Origin of the sequence: Paenibacillus tyrphae, assembly GCF_027925525.1 — a bacterium.
GTDB classification, from domain to species: domain Bacteria; phylum Bacillota; class Bacilli; order Paenibacillales; family NBRC-103111; genus Paenibacillus_G; species Paenibacillus_G tyrfis_B.
The window spans coordinates 256,737-280,883 of record NZ_BSDJ01000001.1; the positions used below are offsets into that span (position 1 = coordinate 256,737).

General features: G+C 58.7%; 15 protein-coding genes. 6 read left to right on the forward strand and 9 right to left on the reverse strand.

The features are described from left to right. The gene (locus QMG93_RS01245) at window positions 1-996 is read right to left on the reverse strand and encodes an ABC transporter permease (RefSeq protein ID WP_281933082.1); all 996 of its coding nucleotides are present in this window, start codon (window positions 994-996) and stop codon (window positions 1-3) included. A 332-nt stretch (window positions 997-1,328) separates the two neighbouring features. Here QMG93_RS01245 and QMG93_RS01250 point away from each other — a divergent pair, with 332 nt between their 5' ends. Then, entirely contained in the window at window positions 1,329-2,732 is a 1,404-nt protein-coding gene (locus QMG93_RS01250) for a TraB/GumN family protein (protein ID WP_281933083.1), read from the forward strand. 66 nt (window positions 2,733-2,798) lie between these two features. Here the strand turns inward: QMG93_RS01250 and QMG93_RS01255 are convergent, their stop codons facing one another. Then, window positions 2,799-3,167, reverse strand: coding sequence for a VOC family protein (locus QMG93_RS01255; RefSeq protein WP_281933084.1), 369 nt, complete (start codon window positions 3,165-3,167; stop codon window positions 2,799-2,801). A 162-nt stretch (window positions 3,168-3,329) separates the two neighbouring features. Between QMG93_RS01255 and QMG93_RS01260 the strand changes: the two genes are divergently transcribed. Then, on the forward strand, window positions 3,330-4,046 hold the full coding sequence (locus QMG93_RS01260; RefSeq protein ID WP_281933086.1) for a TetR/AcrR family transcriptional regulator: 717 nt from the start codon (window positions 3,330-3,332) through the stop codon (window positions 4,044-4,046). Between the two features lie 278 nt (window positions 4,047-4,324). On the opposite strand, the gene QMG93_RS01265 is transcribed toward QMG93_RS01260, so the two are convergent. From QMG93_RS01265 to QMG93_RS01275, 3 genes are all read right to left on the reverse strand, one after another. Beyond that, window positions 4,325-6,643: an AraC family transcriptional regulator gene (locus QMG93_RS01265; RefSeq protein WP_281933088.1), complete on the reverse strand. Its 2,319-nt coding sequence runs from the start codon at window positions 6,641-6,643 to the stop codon at window positions 4,325-4,327. A gap of 136 nt (window positions 6,644-6,779) precedes the next feature. Next, entirely contained in the window at window positions 6,780-11,897 is a 5,118-nt protein-coding gene (locus QMG93_RS01270) for a polysaccharide lyase family 8 super-sandwich domain-containing protein (RefSeq protein WP_281933089.1), read from the reverse strand. Window positions 11,898-12,171: 274 nt separating this feature from the next. Further along, window positions 12,172-12,627, reverse strand: coding sequence for a GNAT family N-acetyltransferase (locus QMG93_RS01275; protein ID WP_281933090.1), 456 nt, complete (start codon window positions 12,625-12,627; stop codon window positions 12,172-12,174). 435 nt (window positions 12,628-13,062) lie between these two features. On the opposite strand from QMG93_RS01275, the gene pqqB reads away from it, so the two are divergent. The 4 genes from pqqB to pqqE are packed head-to-tail and all read left to right on the forward strand — an operon-like array spanning window position 13,063 to window position 16,056. Continuing rightward, a complete protein-coding gene (pqqB, locus tag QMG93_RS01280) occupies window positions 13,063-13,983 on the forward strand; it encodes a pyrroloquinoline quinone biosynthesis protein PqqB (protein ID WP_281933092.1) in 921 nt (306 codons plus the stop codon). A 2-nt stretch (window positions 13,984-13,985) separates the two neighbouring features. Beyond that, complete coding sequence (gene pqqC, locus QMG93_RS01285; RefSeq protein ID WP_281933093.1) at window positions 13,986-14,693, forward strand: pyrroloquinoline-quinone synthase PqqC; 708 nt, start codon at window positions 13,986-13,988, stop codon at window positions 14,691-14,693. After that, entirely contained in the window at window positions 14,690-14,965 is a 276-nt protein-coding gene (gene pqqD, locus QMG93_RS01290) for a pyrroloquinoline quinone biosynthesis peptide chaperone PqqD (RefSeq protein ID WP_281933094.1), read from the forward strand. Before pqqC ends, pqqD begins: the two co-directional genes overlap by 4 nt. Further along, on the forward strand, window positions 14,962-16,056 hold the full coding sequence (gene pqqE, locus QMG93_RS01295) for a pyrroloquinoline quinone biosynthesis protein PqqE (protein ID WP_281933095.1): 1,095 nt from the start codon (window positions 14,962-14,964) through the stop codon (window positions 16,054-16,056). Before pqqD ends, pqqE begins: the two co-directional genes overlap by 4 nt. A 65-nt stretch (window positions 16,057-16,121) precedes the next feature. On the opposite strand, the gene QMG93_RS01300 is transcribed toward pqqE, so the two are convergent. The 4 genes from QMG93_RS01300 to QMG93_RS01315 form a co-directional block, all read right to left on the reverse strand. Then, complete coding sequence (locus tag QMG93_RS01300) at window positions 16,122-16,643, reverse strand: RNA polymerase sigma factor (protein ID WP_281933096.1); 522 nt, start codon at window positions 16,641-16,643, stop codon at window positions 16,122-16,124. 140 nt (window positions 16,644-16,783) lie between these two features. Continuing rightward, window positions 16,784-19,519: an alpha-mannosidase gene (locus tag QMG93_RS01305; protein ID WP_281933097.1), complete on the reverse strand. Its 2,736-nt coding sequence runs from the start codon at window positions 19,517-19,519 to the stop codon at window positions 16,784-16,786. A gap of 24 nt (window positions 19,520-19,543) precedes the next feature. Next, window positions 19,544-22,657 carry an alpha-amylase family protein gene (locus tag QMG93_RS01310; protein ID WP_281933098.1) on the reverse strand — a complete coding sequence of 1,038 codons (3,114 nt, stop codon included), beginning with the start codon at window positions 22,655-22,657 and terminating at the stop codon, window positions 19,544-19,546. Beyond that, a complete protein-coding gene (locus tag QMG93_RS01315; RefSeq protein WP_281933099.1) occupies window positions 22,654-23,973 on the reverse strand; it encodes a glycoside hydrolase family 125 protein in 1,320 nt (439 codons plus the stop codon). Before QMG93_RS01315 ends, QMG93_RS01310 begins: the two co-directional genes overlap by 4 nt. Window positions 23,974-24,147: the final 174 nt, after the last annotated feature.

Below are 24,147 nucleotides of genomic sequence, written 5' to 3' on the forward strand. Positions count from 1 at the left end.
TTAGTAGAGCCCCTCCTCTCCGAAACGCTTCGCGAGACGGTTGGCCGCAACGACGAGGATGAGACCGACGACGGATTTAAAGACGCCGACGACGGTTGCATAGCCGAACCGGCCGTTCAGGATGCCTACGCGGTAGACGTAGGTGTCGAACACGTCAGCTACGCTGGATACCGGAGCGCTTGCCATCAGGTAAATTTGCTCGAAGCCGACCTCCAGCACTTGTCCGAGCCGCAGGATGAACAGCACGATGATCGTGCTGCGGATGCCCGGCAGCGTAATGTTCAGCATTTGCTTCCAGCGGTTCGCCCCATCGATTTGGGCCGCCTCGTACAGCTCTTGGTTAATGGCCGTAAGCGCCGCAAGGAAAATAATCGTCCCCCAGCCCGCTTCCTTCCAGATGCTCTGCGCGGTCAGCATGAGCCAGAAGCCGTCCGGGTTCGTCAGGAAAGCAATCGACTTGCCCCCGGATTCCGTAATCAGTTGGTTGACTACGCCGGTGCCTTGGCTGAGCAGCAGGAAGCAGATCCCCACAATGACGACCCAGGACAAAAAGTGAGGCAAATAAATAACCGTTTGCACGAATTTCTTAAAGAACAGCACGCGCACTTCGTTCAGCAGCAGCGCCAGCACGATCGGCATCGGGAAGAAAAACAAGATGTTCATGAAGCTGATCCCCATCGTGTTGCGGAACAAAATCCAGAAGTCCGGGTTCGAGAAAAATTCCTGGAAATATTTGGACCCTACCCATTCGCTGCCCCAGAAGCCGCTCCAAGGCGAGTAATCCTTGAAAGCCAGAGCTAATCCCCAAATCGGGAAATATTTAAATACGAGAAAAAACAGCAATCCCGGCGCCGCGAGCAAGTACAAGCCCTTGTCTCTTCGCAAAGCGACCGCCCATTCCTTAATGAAGCCGTTTGTCTTCGGCCCGGCTCCTTTCTTCCGCAAGCCGGCCGGAACGTTCGTACCGCGAACCGCTTCCGTTTCGGATGAACTCATGCTTCCACCTCCTGCGTTGTCAGATCAATCCGTCTTCGATCGAATATGTCTGCATCGTACAGCGAAGCGGAGATGGCCGCAAGGCGCAATTCTTGGGGCGGTAACCGGGCAAAAAAGGAGCATCGTCCCTCGCGACAGATGCCGAAAAGACGCGCCTGTACACGATTTTATGCGCTTCATGCCCACTTCTTGTCTTCTCCGGCGTTACAAAAAATGAGCATGACCGCAGCACGTGTTTTCCAACCCATGGTTGAATTTCCCAGCCTAAAGGGCTATAATCAGTACTGCTTTTATCTATGATTCTACTACATACATCTAGGAGGCAACATCACATGAAATCTGGAACATGGAGCAAATGGAAACGCGGTCTGGCCGGGGGCTTGCTCGCCGTCACCACAATGCTCGGAACGGTCGTACCCGCACTGGCGAACGAAGCGCCGCAGGCTGCGCCTCAGATCAGTCCATGGTCGATGGGCGTACTGAACGAAGGGGAAAAATACGGCATTTTCCCGCTGTCTTGGTACTATGACGGAACCTTTCAAAAACCGATCGCTCATGATAGATTTCAATCGTTAGTCCAAGCGGCCGGAGCGAAGCTGGATGCGCTCGGATTAAGCAAAAAGGGCGAGTTCACGCTGCCATCGGGAACCGCAACGATCACCAGAGACACCGTTCTCCAATCTTTGTTCGGTATGTTAAAGCAGTACGAGCTGCCGGCAGCCTTTGAGATGGATAAGGACGCTGAGCCGATTGCGTATTTGCAGAAGAAAGGCATCGTCCAGGGAACGGGCAGCGGTCTGGAGCTGGATCAACCGTGTACCGTCGAGCAGGCGGCTGTGCTGGCCAGCCGGGTCATCGAATATGCCTATGAGACCGCCGACGGCGGGGCAAAAGGGCTTTTCTGGAAAGTGACGAAGGGGAACAATACGATGTATTTGTTCGGATCGATTCACCTGGGGATTCCGGAGATGTATCCGCTGCGGAAAGAGGTCAAGGATGCATTCCAATCGTCCGACGCGCTGCTGGTCGAAGTGAATCTCATGCCGGACGATACGGCTGGATTGGAGTATTTCACCAGTCTGACGAGCTATAACGATGGCACGACGCTAAAGGATCACGTATCCAAAGAAACCTATGAAAAGCTGGGGCGCGTAATCGACAAATTGGGACTGCCCAAGCAAGCCTTCGATCAACTTAAGCCTTGGGTGATCAACTCCAATCTGGCCCTTACGGCGCTCATGAAATCTCCAGAGGAGTTAGCTCAGGCGACCGCTTCGGGTGTCGATTTGCACTTCCTATCGAGCGCCAAGCTGGCCGGAAAACCGGTTCAGGAGCTGGAAGGGTTCAAGCTGCAAGGCGATATTCTGAGCAGCGCGTCTCCACAAGAGCAAGAGAAAGAACTGAACGCGGTGCTGGACCAGATGTTAACGCCTGACGCCAATGCTCCGGATATGGCTGCACAGTTCAAGCAATGGCAGCAGCTGTGGGCCAAGGGGGACTTGGACGGCTTTACCCAAGCCTTCGCCGCTTCTTCCCAGCAATTTACCCAAAGCGGGATGGCTCAAAAACTGCTCGGGGAACGGGACAAGAACATGGCGAAAAAACTGGCGGAATTGTTGGAGAAAGACGGTAAATCGACCTATTTCGTCGTCATCGGTGCGGCGCACTATGCGGTGAAAGATATGGTTCTCGATCAATTGAAGCAAAAAGGCTATGACGTGCAATTTATTAAATAACAATTGGCGATAAAAGTGCCGCCCCGGTTCGAAGCATATTCGATACAGGGCGGCTTTTGCTATTCGTCATTCGGATTCACGAAAGAAAGACGTAACTTCAAACAGCACGCCGCCCAGGGCCGTAAAGTACAAGGTGTAGCCGCCTCTCATTTTTCTGGGACCGTGCTCCGCAGGAATATTGGCGGCAGCGAGCTTGGCGTAGAACTCATCTACCTCGGCCATCGTTTCAACATAAAAACCGATGTGGAAATCTTTCGGGTAAGTTACGGTTTCTTCTCCAAAACGGCTCAAAACCAAGGTAAAGCCCTCTCCATCGCTCATCACGGCGAGAGCGTCGCCTTTCTGGTCGAGCAATTGAAAGCCGAATAAGTGCTGGAAGAAATCCGTTGCTTCGGATAGATCGTTAACGCAAAGATTCAAGTGGTTCAATTTCATAAAGTTGCCTCCTTATATAACTTTGACTCTACCGCAGGGCAGAATATGTACCTTATCGCAGGTATGCACCAGAATCACCTTTAATCTAATTATATTAGATTAATCTAATAATGTTAGAATAATCGAATATGGTATACTTGTCAACGGAAAGGGTGAATTCTCATGGCTAGGAAAAGAACCTCTCCCCCGGATTCCATCCTGGGTTGGCCGGAGGCAGAAGCCGCGCATGTTCCGCTCGACCGGGTTCGTATCCTTCAAACGGCGCTCCAAGTGTTGGATGAGATCGGCCTGAAGGAGCTCAGCATGCGCAAAATCGCAGACAAGCTGCAGGTCAAAACCGCCTCCTTATACTATCATTTCAAAGATAAAGAGCAGTTGATGCAATTGCTTTCGGATAAAATCAGCGGGGAAATGGTTTGGCCGGAGGCGTCGCTACCGTGGAAAGAGCAAGTGTTGCAATGGGGAATTCAGTTCAGGAAAGTCCTTCTTCAGCACCGGGATGCGGTAGAGCTGTTCAATCTTACCATCGGGGTAGGCTATCAGCGTCTAACGCAAATCGAAAAGCTATATCAGCTCTTCGTCTCGGCCGGCTTCGCCGATCCCCAGATTCCGTGGATCGCGTCCATGCTGAAAAACTATGTGCTGGGATTCGTCGCCGAAGAAAGCCGGCTTCACGCTTTTGCCGGGGATGAAGATCAGGCTTCGTTTGAAGCAATGGGCGAGCAGTACAGCCGGTTTTTTCGCCAATTGCCGGAAGAGCACTTCCCCAATACGATCCGCCTGGCCCCCCATATCACGAGTACGGATTGGGAGAAGGAGTTTTCTTTTGGCTTAAGCGTATTGATCGAAGGCTTTTCAACCAAACTGCCGCAGGAGTAAGGCTTGGCGGTTCGACAAAATAAAACGGGTCCGGCCTTACGCCGAACCCGTGAGCTTGTTGTGAAAGTGGTCGCTTATAAAAATAGAGATGCATACGAAGGTGGGGTATCCACTGGAGAAGCGATAGCGGCCGCCTTTGTCTTCGGGAAATGTCCGCTATTAAGCGGCTTTCAATCAAATTTCCCGAGGACAAGAGCGGTCGGAAGTGGATACCCCACCCCATCGTAACCTCTATTATCTCTTTTGACCACTTTCTCAACAGCCTGACGGGTCCGGCTTTACGCCGAACCCGTCTCGCGGAACTGACCGGGCGTTTGCCCGGTTTGTTTTTTGAATACGCGGATGAAATTTTTCGGCTGATAGCCGACGCTCTCCGCCACTTCGGCGACGGACAGGCCGGTCGTCTGCAGCAGCGTCTTGGCGCGGTCGATGCGGTAGGCCGTCAAATATTCGATGAACGACACGCCCACGATCCGCTTGAACAGCTTGCTGAAATATGGCGGGCTGAGTCCGCAGCGCTCGGCGACTTGATCCAATGACAGATCGATATGATGATTCGCCTCGATATACGCGATGGCGGTCTCGAACGTCCGCTCATATTCCTGATGGTGCCTTTGCTGCACCTTCCGGGCAATGGGACGAATCAGCCGCTCCCGGAACCAGTCGTTCAGCTCCTGGATCGAATGCACGTTCTTGATCTGCACGTACAGGTCGGTTTCGTCGCCGGTCCCGTCGCCTTCCTTCAGCGACAGATTGAGCAGGAAGACGACCCGCAGCGCGGCGGTGAGAAGCTGGTAATAGGCCGTCCGAATCCGCTCCGTCTCCCGCAGCGTCTCCTGCGCATAGGCGGCGAACTGCTCAAGCTGCAGCTCCGCTTCCGCGGCATCGCCGTTGCGCAGCGCCTGCTCCAGCCCCGCTTCGATCTCGAACGGGTACGGGTAGGACTTCGCTTCGCCGATGTCTCCGTCCCCGCTGCGGATGACTTGACCGGTCCCGGCCCAGAACCGGGAGCGGATCGCCATCGCCGCCTGCGCGAACAGCCTTGGCATGCCGCCCGGCGCCCCCGGCCCGTCCCCAAGCCCTGCCGTGACCGGCAGCTTCAAGTAGTCAGCCAGCACGCCGCGCAGTCCCGCGGCCAATTCCTGCACCTGCGCGAACCATGCCGCAGGGTCCTCCGTGTCTTCCCAAAGCCAGACGGCAATCTGATCGTTCAGCAGATTCACGACCATGCCGCCTGCGCCCTGCTGCGCGAGTACGTCCTGCGCGATATTTTTCATCGTAAATACGATCAATTCCTTGTCGCTTTCCCGGAAGCGGCTGCTGCCGTCCGGCGACTGATCGTAAGCGAGCACGAAGACAGCATGTGTGTGCCCATATGGTACGGCATAACGTTCGAACAGAACCGGAAGCTGCTCCGACGTATAATGCGCGTAATGCCCCTGCAGCCACTGCAGCGCGAACGCCTCGCGAATGGCCGGCAGCTGCCGGCTGAGCTGCGTCTGCAGGCGGGTTGTCGCCTGATTCAGCTCCGCCCACCGGCTCTGCACGTAGCCGATCTCGTCGGCCAGCAGCTCCTCGTCCCGATTCCCGCGCACCAGCGAAACCAGATGCTCGATCGGCCGGTACAGCCGCTTCGTGCTCCAAGCCGTCGCCGCTGCGCCCAGCAGCAGGAACACCAGCACGATGGCCACGGTGATGACGGCGATGCCACGGGATTTGGCATTCAACTCCTGCAACGGCACCATGTCGAGGTACGTCCAGCCGTTGAATGAAGAATGGAGAGCGGTGACCAAATAATCCCGCCCTTCCCACGCGAAGGAGAAGGCGCGTCCGGGATGCTCTCCCACCTGCTCATACAACCCCTGGGGTGCGGGCTGCCCGGCCGACGAGACGACCTCCCGGCCCTCCTCATTCAAGATGAACGAAAGCTCGCCCGGATAAGCGGAAAATCGCGTCATATTTTCCTGAAGGAACGACGGATTCAGCTGCAGAAGCAGCAGCCCGATCGGCTCCGAGGCTTGAAACGGCACCTGACACACGAGCGTTACGCCCGCCTGTCCGCCGGAGGCGTCCCCCATAAACCGGAACGTATCGTGGCTCCAGTACATTGCCTCGCGGGAAGCAAGCAGGCCTTGCAGCTGCCGGCGGTCCTCCTCTCCGGCAACCTTATGTCCGCCTTGATCCGGCGACACCAGATAATCGTCTTCGGCAATATACATGACTATGCGGCTAATCTCGGCGTTGCTATTTTGAAGAGAAGATAAATTTTGGAATAAATTGGAGTAAAATCCGGCGTAGTTCGCCCATTTCTGCTCCGTCAGGTTGCCGTTAAAAAACGAACCGAGCAACATCTGGAGTGCATTGCTGCGGACCCGCTGCAGCGCCGTATCGATGGAATACGAAGCGTGCTTCAAGACGCGGGCGTTGGCTTGGTCCACTTCCTCGCGGATCGCGGACGACGAAAACCAATAGCTGGAGAACCCGACAAAGATGACGGGGAAGATCGAGGCAAAAAGCGATACGGCGAGCATGCGCCGCAGCATCGACTTGCGAAACGAAGCAAACGGGTTCCGTATGCGGAAATAGGTGCGTTTCATGGTGTATGACTCCCCCTCGCTTTCTCCACTATAGTCTAATGCGTCGTCCTGCCATTTGGCAAGACCACAGGCGCACCGGTCAAAAAGACACGGTACGCCCGCATGGATGGCTTTCTATGGTCCTGTCCGGCAAGTGCTATTTCCCCTGCGGGTCTGCTGCCGTGATCATGTGCAGCAGCACTTGAGCGACTTCGGCGCGTGCTGCGTGAACTTGCGGAGCAAGCCGGTCTTCCGCCTGCCCCTGCAGGAAGCCTAGCTGAACCGCCTGCCGGACCGCGTCCTCCGCCCATGCGGAAGTTTGTCCGGCATCCCGGTAGCCTGCAAGCTGCTGTACATCTGGCGCTGCCGCCTTGCCGCCCTGGAAAGCGTAAGCCCGCATCAGCATGACGGCCATTTGCTCCCGGGTGATCGGTTCGCCCGGAGCAAACGACGTACTTGTCACTCCGTCGACTACCCCCGCTTCATGAACAGCCGCAATCGCGTCCGCATACCACGCTTTCGGGTCCACGTCGTGGAAAGACGTCCCCGACGGGCTTGCTTTCAGTCCAAGAGCGCGAACGAGCATGGCGGCAAATTCCGCACGCGTCGTCGCTCCTTGGGGGTTGAATTCGCGTTCCGTCACGCCGCTGACGATATGCTTGGACGCCATGACCTTCAGTGTGCGGTTCGCCCAATGATCCTCCGGCACATCCGCGAACGATTTGTCGTAATCCAGTACGGCGAACGTGCGGTAGGCCGTAACGGCGGCCGATACCGTCCCCGCCGCTTTATCGACCTTCGCCCCGACAAAATCCCATGTCTTCGACGTTTCGTTATAGGCGTAGATGCCCAGTCTGTCCGGATCGGCTGTCCGGGCCGCATCGTAAGGCAGCTTCAGCACGACCGGCGCAGTGAACTTCTCCGGACGGAAAACCGGTTTGTTTGACGCGACGGCGTCGATTTGCAGTTCATACACCGTTCCCGCCAAGCGCAGCTCTGATGACGGGTCGGGCTTGGCCGCATTCGGCGCGAGCGCTTGCTCTGCCGCCGGACGCAGACGCAGCATAATCCGCGCGTCCACCGAATCAGAAGGCAGGCTGCCGCTCACTTGTGCCAGCACCGCGACCGGAATCGTGAGCGCTGCCTTGCCGATTTCCACTTCCAGCGGATTGTTCCGCAGCAAGGAGGCCGCTTGCGCAGGGAGCGCCAGTTCTGACGCCGATTCGTCCATGCGCAGCGTCACTTTACCATTCGCTGCTCGCTGCAGCTCCTCTTCCTTCACGACGACCGTGCCGGGCTTCTTCGACGGCTCGTTCGATCCCGCCGCAACAGAGCCGGATGCTCCCGGCTGCGAAGTGGAACTCGGCGAAGCTTCGGGTGTTGACGAGTTCGAACCCGAGTCCGAGCTGGAATCCGAATCGGAGCTCGAATCAGGCTTCGGCGACGGTCCGGGGCCAGGGCCTGGTTCAGGCAGCGGGCCAGGACCAGGCTCAGGCGTTGGGCCGGGCTCAGGCTTCGGCCCCGGGCCGGGACCCGGCTTCCCGGGCTCCATGCCCGCCGTGGTCACCGTCACGCTCGGGCCGCCGGCGCTCCAATTGCCCGCGCCGTCCACCGCCTCGACGCGGAACGTATACGCCGTGTTCGGGGCCAAGCCCCGGATCACGGTCGAATACACGCTTCCGGCCACGGTAGCCGATTGACCGGCGCCCCAGCCGACGCGGTATCCGGCTACGCCGTTGTCATCGGCGGCAGGCGTCCAAGCGAGCGTGACTTCGCCGCGGTTCGCTTCCGCCGCGGTTAGCGTACTGCCGGGCGGCCAAGTAGGAGCGGCCGTATCCGGCCGCTCCGTACGCAAAGTCGTTACTGTGACGCTCGGACCGTCTGTGCTGACGCGTCCGCCCGCATCCGCCATCTGTACGGTGAACGTGTAAGTCGTGCCCGGCGCCAATTGGCGCACGTCATACCCGTAGGTGCTGCCGCTGACGCTGGCGATCGGGGCGCCGTTCTGATAGATGCGATACGTCGCATCGGTTACCGAGCTCGTCACCGCCCCGGACCAGGCGAGGGATACGCCGGTTTCCGAGACGTTAGCGGCCTGCAGCGCGCCGCCCTCCCAGTGCGGGACGAGCGGGTCGCGCAGCTTGATCGTGTGCGTTGCCCCTGCCGAACCGGCCACGTTGATCTGTACGATCAGCTTAGGCGACGTTTGAACGACCTGCACCGTGCTGTCCTGGCTTACCGGTACCAGCGAGCCGCGGTTCAGCTCGGCAGTCACCGACGATTGCTTCTGCGTCGGATCGGAAACGGAAAGCGTAATTTCTCCATTCCGTTCCTTCGCCATCACGGATACCGGATTTCTCGCCGTCAAAGAGTCGATCGTCCCGGCTTGCCAGAAATTCGCCGCCGTGATCCCGAGCGACGGCTTTCGCACCGCCTGCACCTGAGCGTTGTTTGCGAGAATCGACACCGGCGGCTGCGCGCTGTAGCTCTGGGTTGCCGCCGCATTCCGGTTCGGAAGCAGAACGTAAGCGTAATCCGCGTTCACCGGCTTGACGCCGTGCGAGAATGCCAGACTTAAGTAATTGCGGGTGATCGGCGTCGAGCTGAACCCCGTATTGATGTCCTTCCATGCGCCGGTGCGCGCTTCCCGCTTCACAGCCACATTCGCTCCGTTCGGGAAATAATACCCGATATCCGTCCCCGGAACATTCCCGGTCAGATGCGCCCATTGAACCGTCCGATTGAGATCTGTGGTCTCCTTCGGCACAACCGCGCCGTCGATCGTCAGAATGTTGTCGTTCCCGTCCGTGAGCTTCCGGTTGTCAGCGATGGTCTCCACGGGATTGCTGCCCGTAGAGGTGATGCCCGCGCCAAGCGCGACGATTTCGTCGTCGAGCAGGAACCAAGACTTTTTGCCCTGCAGGTCGCTTCCGGTGAGCTTCTTGAGCGTAAAGTCCATGCCGACCGCGCTGTACAGACCGTCCAGCGTAGAGCCGCCCACCCATGTTTGGGTGTTGGGATAGCTTGCCCAATCGGTCGCCGTCAGCGTTTTGCCGGAGCCGTCCGTCGTTGTGCCCGGCAGTCGGAACGAGTCCACCGTCGGCCAAAAATCATTGCGGTACTGCGTCTGATCGTCATTGTACAAATAGGTCATGCCCACGCCCGTAAACCAGCCCTTCAGGTTCTCGCCGTTCCCCTTCTCGAACGAGGAGATCCGGTCGGAGAAGAGGCTGACGCCGAACAGGTAACCCGGACGGAAATGAAACACTTTGTCCATGCCCGCCATAATCTGGCTCTTCACCAGCTCGCCGCGCGGCTGCACGCCGGGATCGTTCAACAATCCTTTCAGCAGCTTGATTTCATAAATCGACGAGGAGGCCTGGTAATAATTCGTCGTGATTTGGTCCTTCGTAATCCATTCCTTGACCATGCTGCGGTAAGCGGCCGCTTTATCCGCCGGTGCGCCGTCGGACATGCGCAGGATGGTCATCATCAGCCCCCGTGCGGAGCCAGCCGTCTGCCGGGAAATGCCCCGCCCGTTCGTCATATCGAGCGCAAGCCCGTTATAGATGATCGGCTCGAAGCTTTGCGACACCCAATCGTACACGGTGTTCGTCCGCGGGTCCGTAATCGGCCAAGGCGAGCCGTTCAGCATGTAGCCCATATCCGCAGCGCCCTTCAGCCACACCCCGCCGTACCCTGCGGTATAAGCGATGTTCGTGTGCTGCACCAGCGAGCCGTCGCGGTACACCCCGTCGCCGCTCGTCGTATAGACGAACTCGCTGCCGATCGCATCGCGGCCCTGTACGATTTTCGCGCCGTTTTTGCCAATCACGCCGCGAAGCGTGACCACCAGCGCCTTGTCCAGCAGGTTCGCGCCGTTCTGCTTCTTCCCTTTCACTCCGAGAACGGAGGAATAGACCGGATCCGGGCAAAACTTGTCGATCGCTCTTATGTACTGCTCCACCTGTGCCGGGCTCAGATCGTCATACAGCAGCACAAGAATATCATTAATGGTTTGAGCCGCCCCGATCTCCCAATCCCACCAGTTGTCATACGGCGTTTTATTCTCGTTGTACCGGTTCGCGTACATCCAGTCCATGGCCTCGACAAGATCCTTTTTCAGCGCAGGATTGTTGTACAAGGCCGAGTAAGGCGTCTTATAAGCAACCGCCATCGTTCTTAGGCGGGAGAAATTCGATGTCATCTGCGCGGAGACGGTCGTGCTGGCCAGATCGCTCCAGAGATACGTGCGTCCCGCCGCCGTGTTCAGCTTGTTCCAAAATCCGGTTTGCTCCGCATTGCTGACGGAGGAAGCCAGACTGTCCAAAAAATAAGCGTAGTCGGCATCCGCAGGGTCATAGCCGGTACCGCCCGTCAGCTTGTCCAGCCATTTCAGCCGGATTGCATCGTAGGCCTGCATCATCTGGGCGCTTTCCACGCTGACAATCGATTGCGCCGACAAACGGCCGTCATCGGTCTGAGCGGTAATGGTAGCGGAACCTACCTTGTTACCGGTAACCAAGCCCGCCGCCGATACGGAAGCGACCGAAGCGTCGGACGACGACCAGAGCACCGTTACGTCGGGTGCCGCGCTGCTCGGCGTAACGACCGGAGTCAACTGCGCGGTTTTCCCCACTTCGACGGATACGCCGGTTGGCTCCAAGGCAAGACCGGTCGCCCCGGTCCACTCCGTAAGCGTCACATCGTCCACCCAAGCGGTACCGGAAGCAAAATCGAAGATCGGCTCCACCACGACTTTATTCACGTTCGAAGGAATCGTCAAATACAGATCGTACGGCTGCCAGTCGTTGGTTCCTTTTAATTTCGGCGTCAGCGGGCCGTCGCCGATTTTCGTACTCGAGTTAAGATACTGCGTCCGGACATACATGCCGCCGCTTCCGGCGTTCACGTTGTCCGTCTTCATCCACAAAGACAGCTTATAGCTTTTATTCGGTGTGACGAGCGGCGATTGCGTGACGGAAGCCCGGTCCGATGTCGCGCTTCCGGACAGCTTCAGGGCCTTCGTACCGCCGTGCGCTTGTGTTGAGTCCACAGCGAAGGCGCCGCCGCCGACCTTGAATCCGCCTGTCCAGTTGGACGGCGCTTTTCCTCCCGTCCACTTCCCGGAGCTGTCCGTGACAACGGTTTCAAAATCGCCGTTCAACACCAAGCTCCCTGTAGCGGCCATCCCGATCCCTCCTCCTGTCGAGACCAACCAGCCGGGCATCACTAATGCCAGGATCGTCAAAATTTTCACTATGTTCATTTTCATTCCGGTCCCTCCCAGCGGCTTTCGGCCAAACGTCCCCCCAGTTCAAGCAGAACGCGCGGGACTCGGCCGCTATTGCATCTCTATTCTTACAGAAACCTATTCTTACAGAAACGCCGTCCGCTCGGCAAGGCTCAATTCTTGTACATCCGCCCGGGCAAAAAATGTTCCCGGCTTTTCGCCGCCGTAGACAGCCATTTTCAAACGAAAAAACCCGTCTTATAGAGGCCCATAAGGACGGGTTAGGCAGCATCGTAATTTCCGGACGCAAGCCGGATTAATTAACTTCTTTTTCCAATATGGTAATGAACACTTGGGGCGCGACTTCGACGTCTTTGGTCTCCGCAAATCCGAATTGCTTGTATAACGAGATTGCGGAACCATTTTTGGCCCCCGTGCTCACCGCAAATTTGCGGATGCCCGGTTCGGATTCGAGCGCGTACTGAACCAAGCTTCTCCCGATGCCTCTGCGAAAATAATCCGGATGCACGACCAACCGGGTAATGTGCAGCACGTCCTCCTGCTTTTCGACCGCAATGACCCCCGCCAACGTCCCGTCCGCAGCATAGCCGTAAAACGTCTCCTCCGCTTGCATCAACGTCTGGACCGTATCCCGGAGCTGGGGAATGCCGTCGAAGCCGATCAGCTCCGCTTCGACACGGTAGGCCGGAAGCTGCACCCGAAGCACTTGCTCGGCCACCGCAGGCTGCGTCATGTCCAACTGCTGTATCATCTCAATCCTATCTCCTTCTCGTCTTAGTTTGATATCCCTTTATCGTAACGAAGAGGCGCGGGACCGGCCAAGCTAAAAAATAGGTTTAGTCAAACAATCCAAGAGGATAATTTTGAACAAAACCCGAGTCATTTTTCCATAAAAATACATATCACTGCAGACGTTCGAATAGGATACATTGTGGACATGGCCCCCGGTCCGATGCGCCCGTTTTCCTGCCGTTAACGGCAGCTTGCAGCCGGATTGTACTTTACCGGGAATTCGAGTACGGAAGGAGGGAACGACGATGTGGGTCAAGCCAAAAGCCAAAATCATCGACGTCTGCGCCGAAGTGACCGGTTATGCCTGCCAGAAATAAGCGGCTCCTGAAGCCGCAGCGCACAACAATCGGGTTGCCGGAGAAATCCGGCATCCCTTCTATAAGGGGGACGACGGATGCTTCTCAAAATTATCGGGACGGCGGCCGGAGGAGGCTTCCCGCAGTGGAACTGCGCTTGCCCCAACTGCCGCTTGGCACGCGCCCGCGACGGACAGGCGCTTACCCGGATGCAAAGCAGCGTGGCCGTCAGCAACGACGGAGCCGCGTGGTACTTGATCAACGCTACGCCGGATATCCGCCAGCAGATCGAAGCGCAGCCCTCCCTTCGGCCCGGACCGGGGCTCCGCAGCACGCCGATTGCGGGGGTGCTGCTGACCGATGCGGAGCTCGATCATACGATCGGGCTGCTTAGTTTAAGGGAAGGCGGGCAGTTGGACATTTATGCGACCGGTCCGGTCATGCAAGCGCTGGCCGGGCCGTTTCCCGTCCGCCATATGCTGGAGCCTTACGCTGGCGCACACTGGCGGACAATTACACCCGGCGTTCCTATTGCCCTGTTCGGCGGAAGGCTGGAGGTTATCCCATTCTGTCTCGGCTCGAAAGCACCTCGCTATGCTTACGGTTGCTTGGGCGGAGACGGAGGCGAGGAAGCGCCCGTCTGGGTTGTCGGCTACCGGATCGAGGACCGGCTGACCGGCGGCAAAGCCGTCTACGCCCCGGGCGTAGAGGCCTGGTCGGACGAGCTGGAGCGGATGCTGACGGATGCGGACTGCATTTTGCTGGACGGCACCTTCTGGCAAGCAGACGAGCTGAAGGGGCTGGGCGTCTCGGATCTCGCCGCTTGGGACATGGGGCATGTCCCGATCGACGGAACGGACGGGAGCCTGCATCGGCTTGCCCGCCTGACCGCGGCGCGTAAAATTTACGTGCATATCAACAACACCAATCCGATACTGAATCCCGCGTCGTCCGAATGCCACACGCTGCTTGCGCTCGGCATCGAAATCGGATACGACGGCATGGAGCTGGAGGTATGACGATGAGCGAGCCATGGTCGAACGACGAATTCTTGATGCGGCTGCGCCGGATCGGAGAACAGCGGTATCACGACAAGCATCCATATCACGTCCGCATGCACGAGGGAAAGCTCAGCCCGGAGCAGCTTCGGGCCTGGGTTGCCAACCGGTTTTATTATCAGCAAAACATCCCGGTCAAAGACGCACTCATCCTGGCCAAGCTGCCTACCCGGGAGGACCGGCGCCGCTGGCTGCAGCGTATCGTCGACCACGATGGCCGCGAGGGGGACGAAGGCGGCATCGAAGCGTGGATTCGCCTCGGAGAAGCCGTCGATATCTCCCGCGAGGACCTGCTCAGCGAGCGGCTCGTGCTCCCTGCCGTCCGCTTCGCCGTCGACGCATATGTCAACTTCTGCAGGCTGCAGTCGTGGCCGGAGGCCGTCGCTTCCTCCCTGACGGAGCTGTTCGCGCCGACGCTCGTCTCCCGGCGCATCGTCGTCTTCGAGGATTTGTATCCGTGGATACGTCCGCAGGGGCTCGACTATTTCCGCACCCGGCTCCACCAAGCGCCGCGCGACTCCGATCACGGGCTGGAGCTCGTGCTGCGCGAATGCCGCACCCGCCGCGCTCAGGAACGGGCGGTCGCCGCGCTCTCGTTCAAGTGCGACGTGCTATGGTCACTCCTTGATGCCCTGCAGCTCGCTTACCCGGATGCGGAGAGCCGCGCATGAGCTGGGGGCTGCAGGAACGGCCGGCCATTCGCCCCCCCGCCCGCCTGAAATTCGACGCGCTGCGCAAGCAGGAGCTGCTGCTCCTCCCGGAGCGTGTCGTTCAATTGAATGAGACCGCCGGAGCGATTTTGCGGCTGTGCGACGGGCGGCGAACCGTCGGGGAGCTGACGCGCGAGTTGGAAGCGAAGTACGGACAAACCGGGCTGCAGGACGACATTGCTGAATTTTTAACGGAGGCCGTAGAGGAAGGCTGGGTGGAACGATGTCTATGAGCTTGCCGTACGCGCTGACCGCCGAGCTGACTCACCGCTGTCCCCTCCGCTGCCCGTACTGCTCCAATCCGCAGGAGCTGGAGCGGCGGGACAACGAGCTGCCTACCGACGTATGGCTGCGCGTCCTGGAAGAAGCCGCCGGGCTGGGCGTCGTCCAGCTACACCTGACGGGCGGGGAGCCGCTGCTGCGGGCCGACACCGAGCTGCTCATCGAACGGGCGCGTTCGCTCGGCCTATTCGTGAACCTGATCACAAGCGGCGTCGGGCTGACCGAAGCACGGCTCCGCCGGTTGGCGGAAGCCGGGGTCGACAGCCTGCAGCTCAGCCTTCAAGCGGCAACCCCGAGCCTGTCCGACCATATTGCCGGCTTCCAGGCGTTCGATAGAAAGCGGCAAGCCGCCGCCCTCATCCGGGTCGCAGGCCTTCCTTTGAATATGAACGTCGTTCTGCATCGGCACAATATCGGGGAACTGGAGGCAATCGTTGAACTTTGCCTCTCCTGGGGGGCGTCGCGACTGGAGCTGGCCAACACCCAGTATTACGGCTGGGCACTCGTCAACCGGGAAACGCTCATGCCGACGAAGGAGCAGCTCAAGACGGCCGAAGCCTCTTTTGACGAACTAAAGAAGCGGATTAGCAAACAAATGGAGCTGATCTGGGTCGTCCCCGATTATTACGCCGAGCTTCCGAAGCCTTGTATGGGTGGCTGGGGCCGGATCTCGCTCACCGTGTCTCCGAGCGGCAAAGTGCTGCCCTGCCCTGCCGCTTCGAGCATCGAGACGCTCACGTTCGATTCGGTCCGGGACCGGAGCCTCGCTTCGATCTGGTCCGAATCCGCCGCGCTGAACGCCTTTCGCGGCACGGATTGGATGCCGGAGCCGTGCCGCAGCTGCGACCGCCGCTTCGAGGACTTCGGCGGCTGCCGTTGCCAAGCCTACCTGCTCACCGGCGATGCCTGGCAGACGGATCCGGTATGCCGTCAGTCGCATCACCACAGCTTGATCTCGGACGCTGTTGCCGAAGTAAACGAAGCCCGTCCGACAGCTTTGGGCTCTGTCGAAGCGCCGCCTTCTTACGTTTACCGGGGCTGAAATAGCCCCCAGAAAAAAATAAATCCAAGACCTGTACGGAAGCTTTACTGTCCCAAGGTCTTGGATTAATGCATAATGATCCCGAAGCTCAAAGGGGAGCGGGGCTCCTCCATCCATTCGCTTAACCGTTCCCTGCTCCGCCAAACGCCTTTTTTTACACGTTCCGAGGACATCTCCAAAATTTCCCCGATCTCTTCATAGGATAGCTGACATTCGTACTTGAGCGAAACGATCAGCCTTACCTCATCGGGCAGCGCATCGACGGCTTCGAGAATCGTACGGGGGCTGAGCTTGCGCGGCTTCAGCCTGCGTTTGCCCGCGGCTTTCGCCATTTTGCACCGGTGAATAAGCATCCGGTAAGCAGCCGTCCTCATGGAACCGTTCGTCGGCGCAAACCCTTCCTCCGCATATCTGCGAAACACCTCGACGAACGTACGCTCCACTTCCTGCGCCGCAAGCTCGCGGTCTTGGAGCAGCCGGTACGCAAGCCGGTAGATCGGATCTTGCAGCGATTCGACAAAGCTGCGGAATGGTTGAAGCTGTTTTTGGCCGTCTGCAGAAGCCGGCTGGTATTGCTTTGGATTCATGCTTTTTGCCTCCGTTCTCATCATCTCTTCCATTATAAGAACGCGATGTGTACTTCAAGTGTCTTTTTTGGAAAAGCAGACACAAAAAAAGCAGCCTAAACCCCGATTCGTGAGGTTTAGACTGCCCTGCAGCATATATCTTATTTGCGCTTAACGCCCAGCGTGACAATCTCGTAAGGACCGACCGGCAGAGACAGGTTCGGCTCCTCCGAAACAAGCGCTCCCGCTTCCTCCAAGACGTTGCTTTTGTAGACCGATTCCGCGCCGCGGGCCGAATGCAGCCCCAGCTCCGTCCCGGCCGCTTCCATGTTGAACCATCTCAGCATGAGATCGCCGGAAGCCTCGCTCACTTTCATGGACGAGAACGCAAGCGCGCCGCCTTCCCAGCGGTACGGGGCATAGCCCGAAGCGATCGGACCGCCGTGCACGCCGGTTTGGCAAACCGTCCACGGAATCTGGAACTGGTACGCCTCGGCAAAAGCGCCCGAAGCCGAGCCGTCGCCGCTGTGCGGAATAATTTCCATCCGCACCGTATGCTCGCCGAGGCATTGCGCCTCCGGCGTCGGGAACAAGCCCCAATCGCCCAGCTCGCTGACGGATCGAAGCAGCGTGACAGCAATCGTATTGCGTCCGTCCCGCAGCACTTCGTACTCCTGAAGCCCGAGGTTGGCGATCGTGAGGCCCGCCCCTGCTCCGCTTACGTCGACGAACGCTTGCTGATGCTGGGCATTGCTCGGATTTTCCCACTCCGCCGCCGGCTCGTTGTCCCGCGTCGCAATCTCGAAGATCGAATCGGCGCGGTGTACGGCCGTTTCCACGTCAGTCGGGAAGAGTGCGCGCAGCCGGTGATCCTTCGCCTGGTTGTTAAAGGACGCCTGCAGCTCGACACCGCGGCCACTGCGGCTCAGACTGACCTGCGTGCGGATCGTGAGCGGCACCATGTCCTTGACACGCTGCCCTTGGCGATGCGGGAAATAGACCAGCTCCCGCTTCTCCTGCTCGAATACGGCATCGCCGGATGCCGGAACCGACCATTCGTGCACGATTTCCACCGTCGCACGGTACGGCGTATCCTCGACGATGCGGATATCCGCCTTCAGTCCTTTCGTCGTCAGCGTCGTCTCGCCGTTCGGCTGCTTATACATATATTCGTTGCCGATATCGCCGGTATTCTCGTACACGCCCAAATCGCGGAACGTGCGGCCCGTTTGCTTGTCCGTCACGGCGAGGGAACCGTCCTCCGCGATCTCGACGCGAAGCAGGGCGTTCTCCATCACCCGGTCGCCGTTCAGCAGCGAAGCGGCATCGGCAGCCGGAGACGAAGCCGGATCGGCCGATTTGAGCCACGCGTACGCGGCGACACCGAGCGCAGGCACGTTCTTCGCCTCGAAGGTGAGGCTCACCCTGCGGCACATATACGGCTGGCGGAACTTGTCGTCCGGCAGGTCGTAGCCGAACTGCAGGCCCAGATCCTGCATCGTGAACGGTACGGCTCGGCCTTCCGCATCGACCAGCGTGCGGCCGGAGACGTCGAGCGCCTGCATGCGGCGGCTCATCTCGTCCAGCGGGAAGCCGTCGCGGAAATACAAGCGCTCCGCGTCCAGCTCCACGGTGACGACTCCGGTCCGCTCCCAGCCCGTCGTATTGAAGACGACGAGCGGACGCGCCTCCGCGCCCATGCGGGCGAAGACGGACGTGTCGATCGCTTCGGCGATGACACGCTTGCTGTCGTCGACGATCGTCTCGGCCACATGGCGGCTTTTGTCGAAGCGGGTCACCATCTCGCGGTGCACCTCGTCCACGCTGCAGCCGCAGATGCTGTCGTGCGGGTGATTCTGCATCAGCGTTTTCCAAGCGTACGTGAACAAATGGTGCGGATACTCTTTACCCAGCAAGTGCGCGAAGGACGCCAGCGGCTCGGCCACTTTCTCCAGCAGCGCTTGCCCCCGCTGATTCATCTGCTTCAAGTAAACGCGGGCGGACGCGGTATTGACCAGCGTCGACCATCCGTCCGTGCGCTGGCTGCGCAGCTCGCCCTTCACCACGGACAGCTCCCGGTCCAAGGACCGGTTCACGGCCTGCAAATAATCCGCCACGTTCGAGTGGACGAAGTCGGTGTCCGGGAACAGCTTCCGCGCCGTACGGATCGCATCGGACAAGTCCTGCTGGATCGGCTGGTGATCGCATCCGTTCATGAACAGCAGCTCCCCGGTGGAAGCGTATTTCTCGGCATCCGCCAGCTTCCGCTCCCAGTATTCCTTCGCTTCCTTCTCGTCCGTCGGAACCTCCATCCCGTTGCAGTACCAGTTCGCGAACAAGATGCCAAGCACCCGCGAGCCGTCCGGACCTTCCCAGAGCAGCTCGGAGAACGACGATTCGTAGTCCGAATCGGACACGGTATTGTTGAAGCCGGTCGGCTTGACGCCGCGGCCGAACATCGCGTTGTCGATACCCGCCTGGCGCAAAATTTGCGGCGCCTGCCCCATGTTGCCGAACGTGTCGGGGAAATAGCCGACCTTGGCGATCGTCCCGTACCGTGCAGCGTCTTGATGCCCGATCTGCAGATTGCGCAGGTTCGCTTCGCTGCTCGTCAGGAATGCATCCTGCAAAATGTACCAAGGCCCGATATGAATGCGGCCTTCCCGGATGTACGCTTCAAGCTGCTCCTTTTTTTCCGGCCGCACCTGGAGATAATCCTCCAAAATAATCGTCTGGCCGTCCAAATAAAAGCTCTTGAACTCCGGATCGCGCTCAAGCGTATGAAGCAGCGTGTCCATCAGCTGGATCAGCAGCATATGATGCTTTTCATAAGGCAGATACCATTCCCGGTCCCAATGCGTATGGGAAATGATATGCGCGGTTCTTTTTTTGCTCATGGCTTGTGACGCCTCCTCCCCGGACTACTCTCCGGTCACTTGGATATGAACTTCCTTCGGCCGGTACACGGACTTCAAGCGTCCTTCCCGGTCGACCGCGAACAGCACCGAACGCTCTTTCTCCAGCACAAACGAATACCGACGGCCCGTAACCGGGTCCTTCACTTCGACATCGGTATCGAAGGCGAATTCGGACACGAAGACGAACAGTGCGCCGTCTTGGAAAGCGAGCTTCCGTCCGTACACGCCCGGGAATCCGCCGCCGCGAAGCCATTCCAGCTCCGCGCGGAAGCCCGCCACCGTCAGCGCGTGCTGGTATAGCATCGCAAGCGGCTCGGCGCGCTCGTTCAATTCGACCGGCAGCGGGCACCAGAGGAGCCGCCCCGAACCGAGCGGAACGTCGATCAGCTTGTCGGCTTTCGCCTCAGCAGCCTCATCCGTTCGAACTTCCTTCGCCACCTCGGCGATCCGGCGCTGTCCGAACGAAACAGGCAGCAAGCGGCCGTCGAGCTCCAGCATTTCTTCGCGCCGCACGTTGGCCGAACGGTAAGAGCCGACCGCATCCTTAAGACGCTCTTCCGGCTGCCAGTAAGCATCCAGTCCGAGAGGACCGGTGACGAGCAGCGTCGCTCCGGTAGCCCGTACAATGGCGATCAATTTCGCAAACGCTTCGCTATCTATATTATGTGCGCTCGGCAGGATGATCAGCTTCGCCGGCACTTCGGCGAGTGAATCCAGATGGTATTCCCCGACTCCGCGGAAAGGAACTTTCAGCTCGTAGGACAGCATCCGCGTCAGACGGGTCGTTGCATCGAACGCCAATTTCCGGTTGGAAAAGTCGTTGGAATACGGGAAGACGACGGCGACCTCTTCCAGCTTGCGGCCTTGGAACAAATCCCGGATTTCTTCCATAAAACGGCCGAAATCATAGGAAACGTCCGCCTCCGGCTTCTCCGTTCCGTCCGCCCGCAGCGCCCCGATGTGCGATTCGTTGGCATTGTCCATATAGAAATTAGTGTTCCAAATCCAATGAACCGCCCCCGCGCCGCCCGTCGAGAAAGCATAAGCGTATTTGCGCTCCAAAATGCTGCGCAGCTCCGTCTCCGAGCGCTTCGCCCGTCCGTCCGGCGTCTCGACGTACATGATGCCGGTCTCCTGCACGAGATTCGGCTTATCCGGCGTCTTTGCAAAGATGCCGTCCCATACAAGATGATCGTTCAGCCACCACGAGTGAACGGTCGTGTAATCCGACGCCTCCGCGTAGAAAAACGGCGACGGCCGCTGCGCACCCAAGGCTTCGTCCTGCCCGACGACAACCATATGATCGGGGCAGACGTCCTTGATCGCTTCGTAGAGCTGCTTCGCCCACCGGTTGTGCATCTCCATCGAGAACAGCGCGTAGTCGAGCCAGCGGGTGCCTTTTTTCCCTTGGTGCATATCCTGCACGTTGAAGTTGATCTCTTCCGGCTCCGGCGGGACCGCCGCTTCAAAGTCCGGCAGTTGCACCGGCGACATGTTCCAGCGCTCCTGCAGCACTCCTATCGAGCCGTGCCGCTGCTTCAGCCATTCGCGGTAAGCAGCCAGCTCGAACGGATCGCGGCACGACCGCGGGCCATCGGAGAAAATCTGCGGCGGATCGAACATCGACGGCTCGTTGATCAGATCCCAGTCAACATGCTTCGTATCCTTATGCCGCGAGACGATCGAACGCACGAACCGTTTCTGCGCTTCCACGCTGCGCGGGTCGAGGTAAGGGTTGAGGCCCTCCCAAGGCTCCGGCGTAAACGAAAAGAACGTGAAGGTGATCTGCAAATCATGCTTCTTTGCCGTGAGCAGGAAGGCATCGATCGAGCGCAGCACCTCTTCGGAAGCGTGCCCGTCAACCTGCATGATGTTGCGGTACGCCGTCCAAATGCCGGTCCGAATCCAGTTGATCCCGGCCTTCCTCATCTGCGCCATGTCGCGGTCCCATACGGCCGCATTTGGCAGGAATAAAAACTTGCGCGCCACGTCCGATGTCATGTATGTCATCCCAACGACCGGTAGCGGACGTCCGTCCTTGACGAAATAGTCCCGGCCGCAGCTGACCGGCGTGCCTGTGGCCAGCAGCTTGGCGTCCATGCCCCAGAAGCCCTGCCGCAGGATGCGCGTCTCCCCGTCCGGCGCTTGCACCTGACAGACGATATGGTAAAAGCCGCTCTGAATGTCAAGCGGGACGGAAATGCGGTGAATATTCAGCTCCTCCGTGACGTCCGCTTCAAAGCGGTGCTTCCAGGAGGCTTGTCCTGCCTCGTGCTCCAGGGAAACCGAGAATTTCCAAGCCTCGTCGCCCGCCCCGGTTCCGCGCCCGATCCGCTGCGTTTGCAGCGTAAGCATCGCCCGTTCGCCCGGCTCGTACGAAGCGTAGTTCGGCTTGATCCACAGCTCGGTCACGCCTTTGGCGCAAAACGCGGCCCATTCCTTCAGCGCTTCGGCCCCGCCCTCGTTCCAGAATGCTGCGGTCAGCGGTAAATGAAGGAACAGCCAGCGGCTTCCGACGAAGGGGCCCTTTGTTTGCTCCCAGAGCACGACCGGCGCGGCTACCTCCCGGCCTTCGGCCGAGATGCCCTTCAGCAGCGCATAAATATGCGTGTCCATCGGTCCGGCGGAGCCCATTTGATGTGGTAAATCGCTGCTCTTCGTCACATGCGGCACCAGATTCCACGTGTCCGCTATCGTAAGCAGCGCTTCCTTGCCGACCAGCAGCGGAATGTCGGTTGTGGCTGCCAGCTTCTCTACTGAAGCCGCATCGACCCGGAGCACCTCATGAATATGGAGCTGCTGGTGGTAAGCCGTTTGCTCGGCTTCGACATGCCAGCTTCCGTTCTCCGCCCGGACCGGACGCTTGAACGGCGCGCCGCCGGCGCTAATGAGCCCGCCGCCCTGCCGGAGAAAACCGAGAATCGCGGGCCAAGCGTTTTTCGGAAAATATGGCGCATGCAGGTTGACGAAGCAGCCGCCCTCGGCGGAGCTCAGCGCCTCCGCCAAGCGGTCCGCCGAAACGACCTGCCCCACGCCCTGCAATTGTCCAGCATCGACCTGCATCCCTTCGCCGAGCGGAAAGCCCGGATCGTAGAAAATGACGATCGGCCGTGTCATACAATCCCTTCCTTCATCGCTTCGTATACAAGCAACGAGAACAAGCTGTTGGACCATGCAAACCAGCTCCGCGTGAAGATCGTCGGGTCGTCCGCATGGAAGCCTTCATGCATAAAGCCGGTATCCGCGTCCGTCGCTTCCAGCATCGCCAGCATTTCCAGCTTCTCCTCTTTCGTGACCGCCGTCAGCCCCTGCATCGACAGCGCCATGTGCCAAATATAATCCGGCGGCGTGTGCGGGCTTCCGATGCCTTTCGCTACTTTGCCCTCGTAATAGAACGGATTTTGCTTGCTCAGGGCAAACCGTCTCGTATTTTGATAAATCGGGTCGTTCGGCGTCGTGTAGCCGATATACGGAATCGACATCAGTCCCGGCGTTCCGGCATCGTCCATCAGGCAGTAGTTACCGAAGCCGTCCGTCTCGTAAGCGTAAATCGGGCCAAACTCCGGATGGCGGTAAATGCCGTACAACTGAATGCCGTGATCGACATCCGCTTCCAGCTTCTTCAACTCGTCGACGAACGCCAGATCGCGGAACACCCATTCGGCCATCTCGCGCATCTGCCGCAGCGTCACGACCGCGAACATGTTCGACGGAATGTTGTAGTGGAAATCGCAGGCGTCGTCGCTCGGACGGAAGCCCGACCAGATCATCCCCGTGTAGTTCACCGGCATGCCCAGCCCGTTGTTGCGCAGCGAATCCGTCGGCACGTCGTTATTGCGCATGAAACGGTACGGCGATAGCTCGAAGTGGCGCTGCTCCGTTTTCCACAGGTCGACCGTTTTGCGCATCGCAGACTTGAAGTTCGTATCGAAAATGTCCGTCCGTTCCGTTTCCTTCCAGTACTTGTAAGCCAAGCGCATCGAGAAGCAGATCGAATCGAGCTCGAATTTGCGCTCCCACACCCATGGGGACATTTCGGTCTCGTCCGTCGTATTCCAGTGCCAGTCGTTCGCTGATTCGTTGAAGGCGTTGGCATACGGATCGATATGGATATATTGAATGTGCCGTTTAATCAGGCCTGCGATCAGTTGCTGCAGGTCCGGGTCGTTCTTCGCCAGCGGCACGTAATGAATCACTTGCTCTACGGAATCGCGCAGCCACATCGCCGGAATGTCACCGGTAATAATGAACGTCGTTCCGTCTTCCATCCGTTTCGTCGTCGTCGCCAGCGTGTTCGGGAAGCAATTTTTAAACAATTGCAGCAGCTTGGGACGATGAGCCAGCTTGACCTCCGCCTCCGCCAGCACGTCCTGCACCGCCCGCGGCAGCTCCATCGCAGGAATCGGAATTTTAGGTAATCTGAATTGTTCCATCTCGTCCGTCAACCTCCATTTTTTCTACTACTCACCGAAGGAGAAAGGAATGTTTTGGGGTCGGGTACTCACACGGCTGCAGTAGCACGCGGTGGGGTATCCACTGGAGGAGCGGCAGCGTTCGCCTTTGTCCGCGGGAAATATCCGCCGCCAAGCGGCTTAAATTAAAGATTT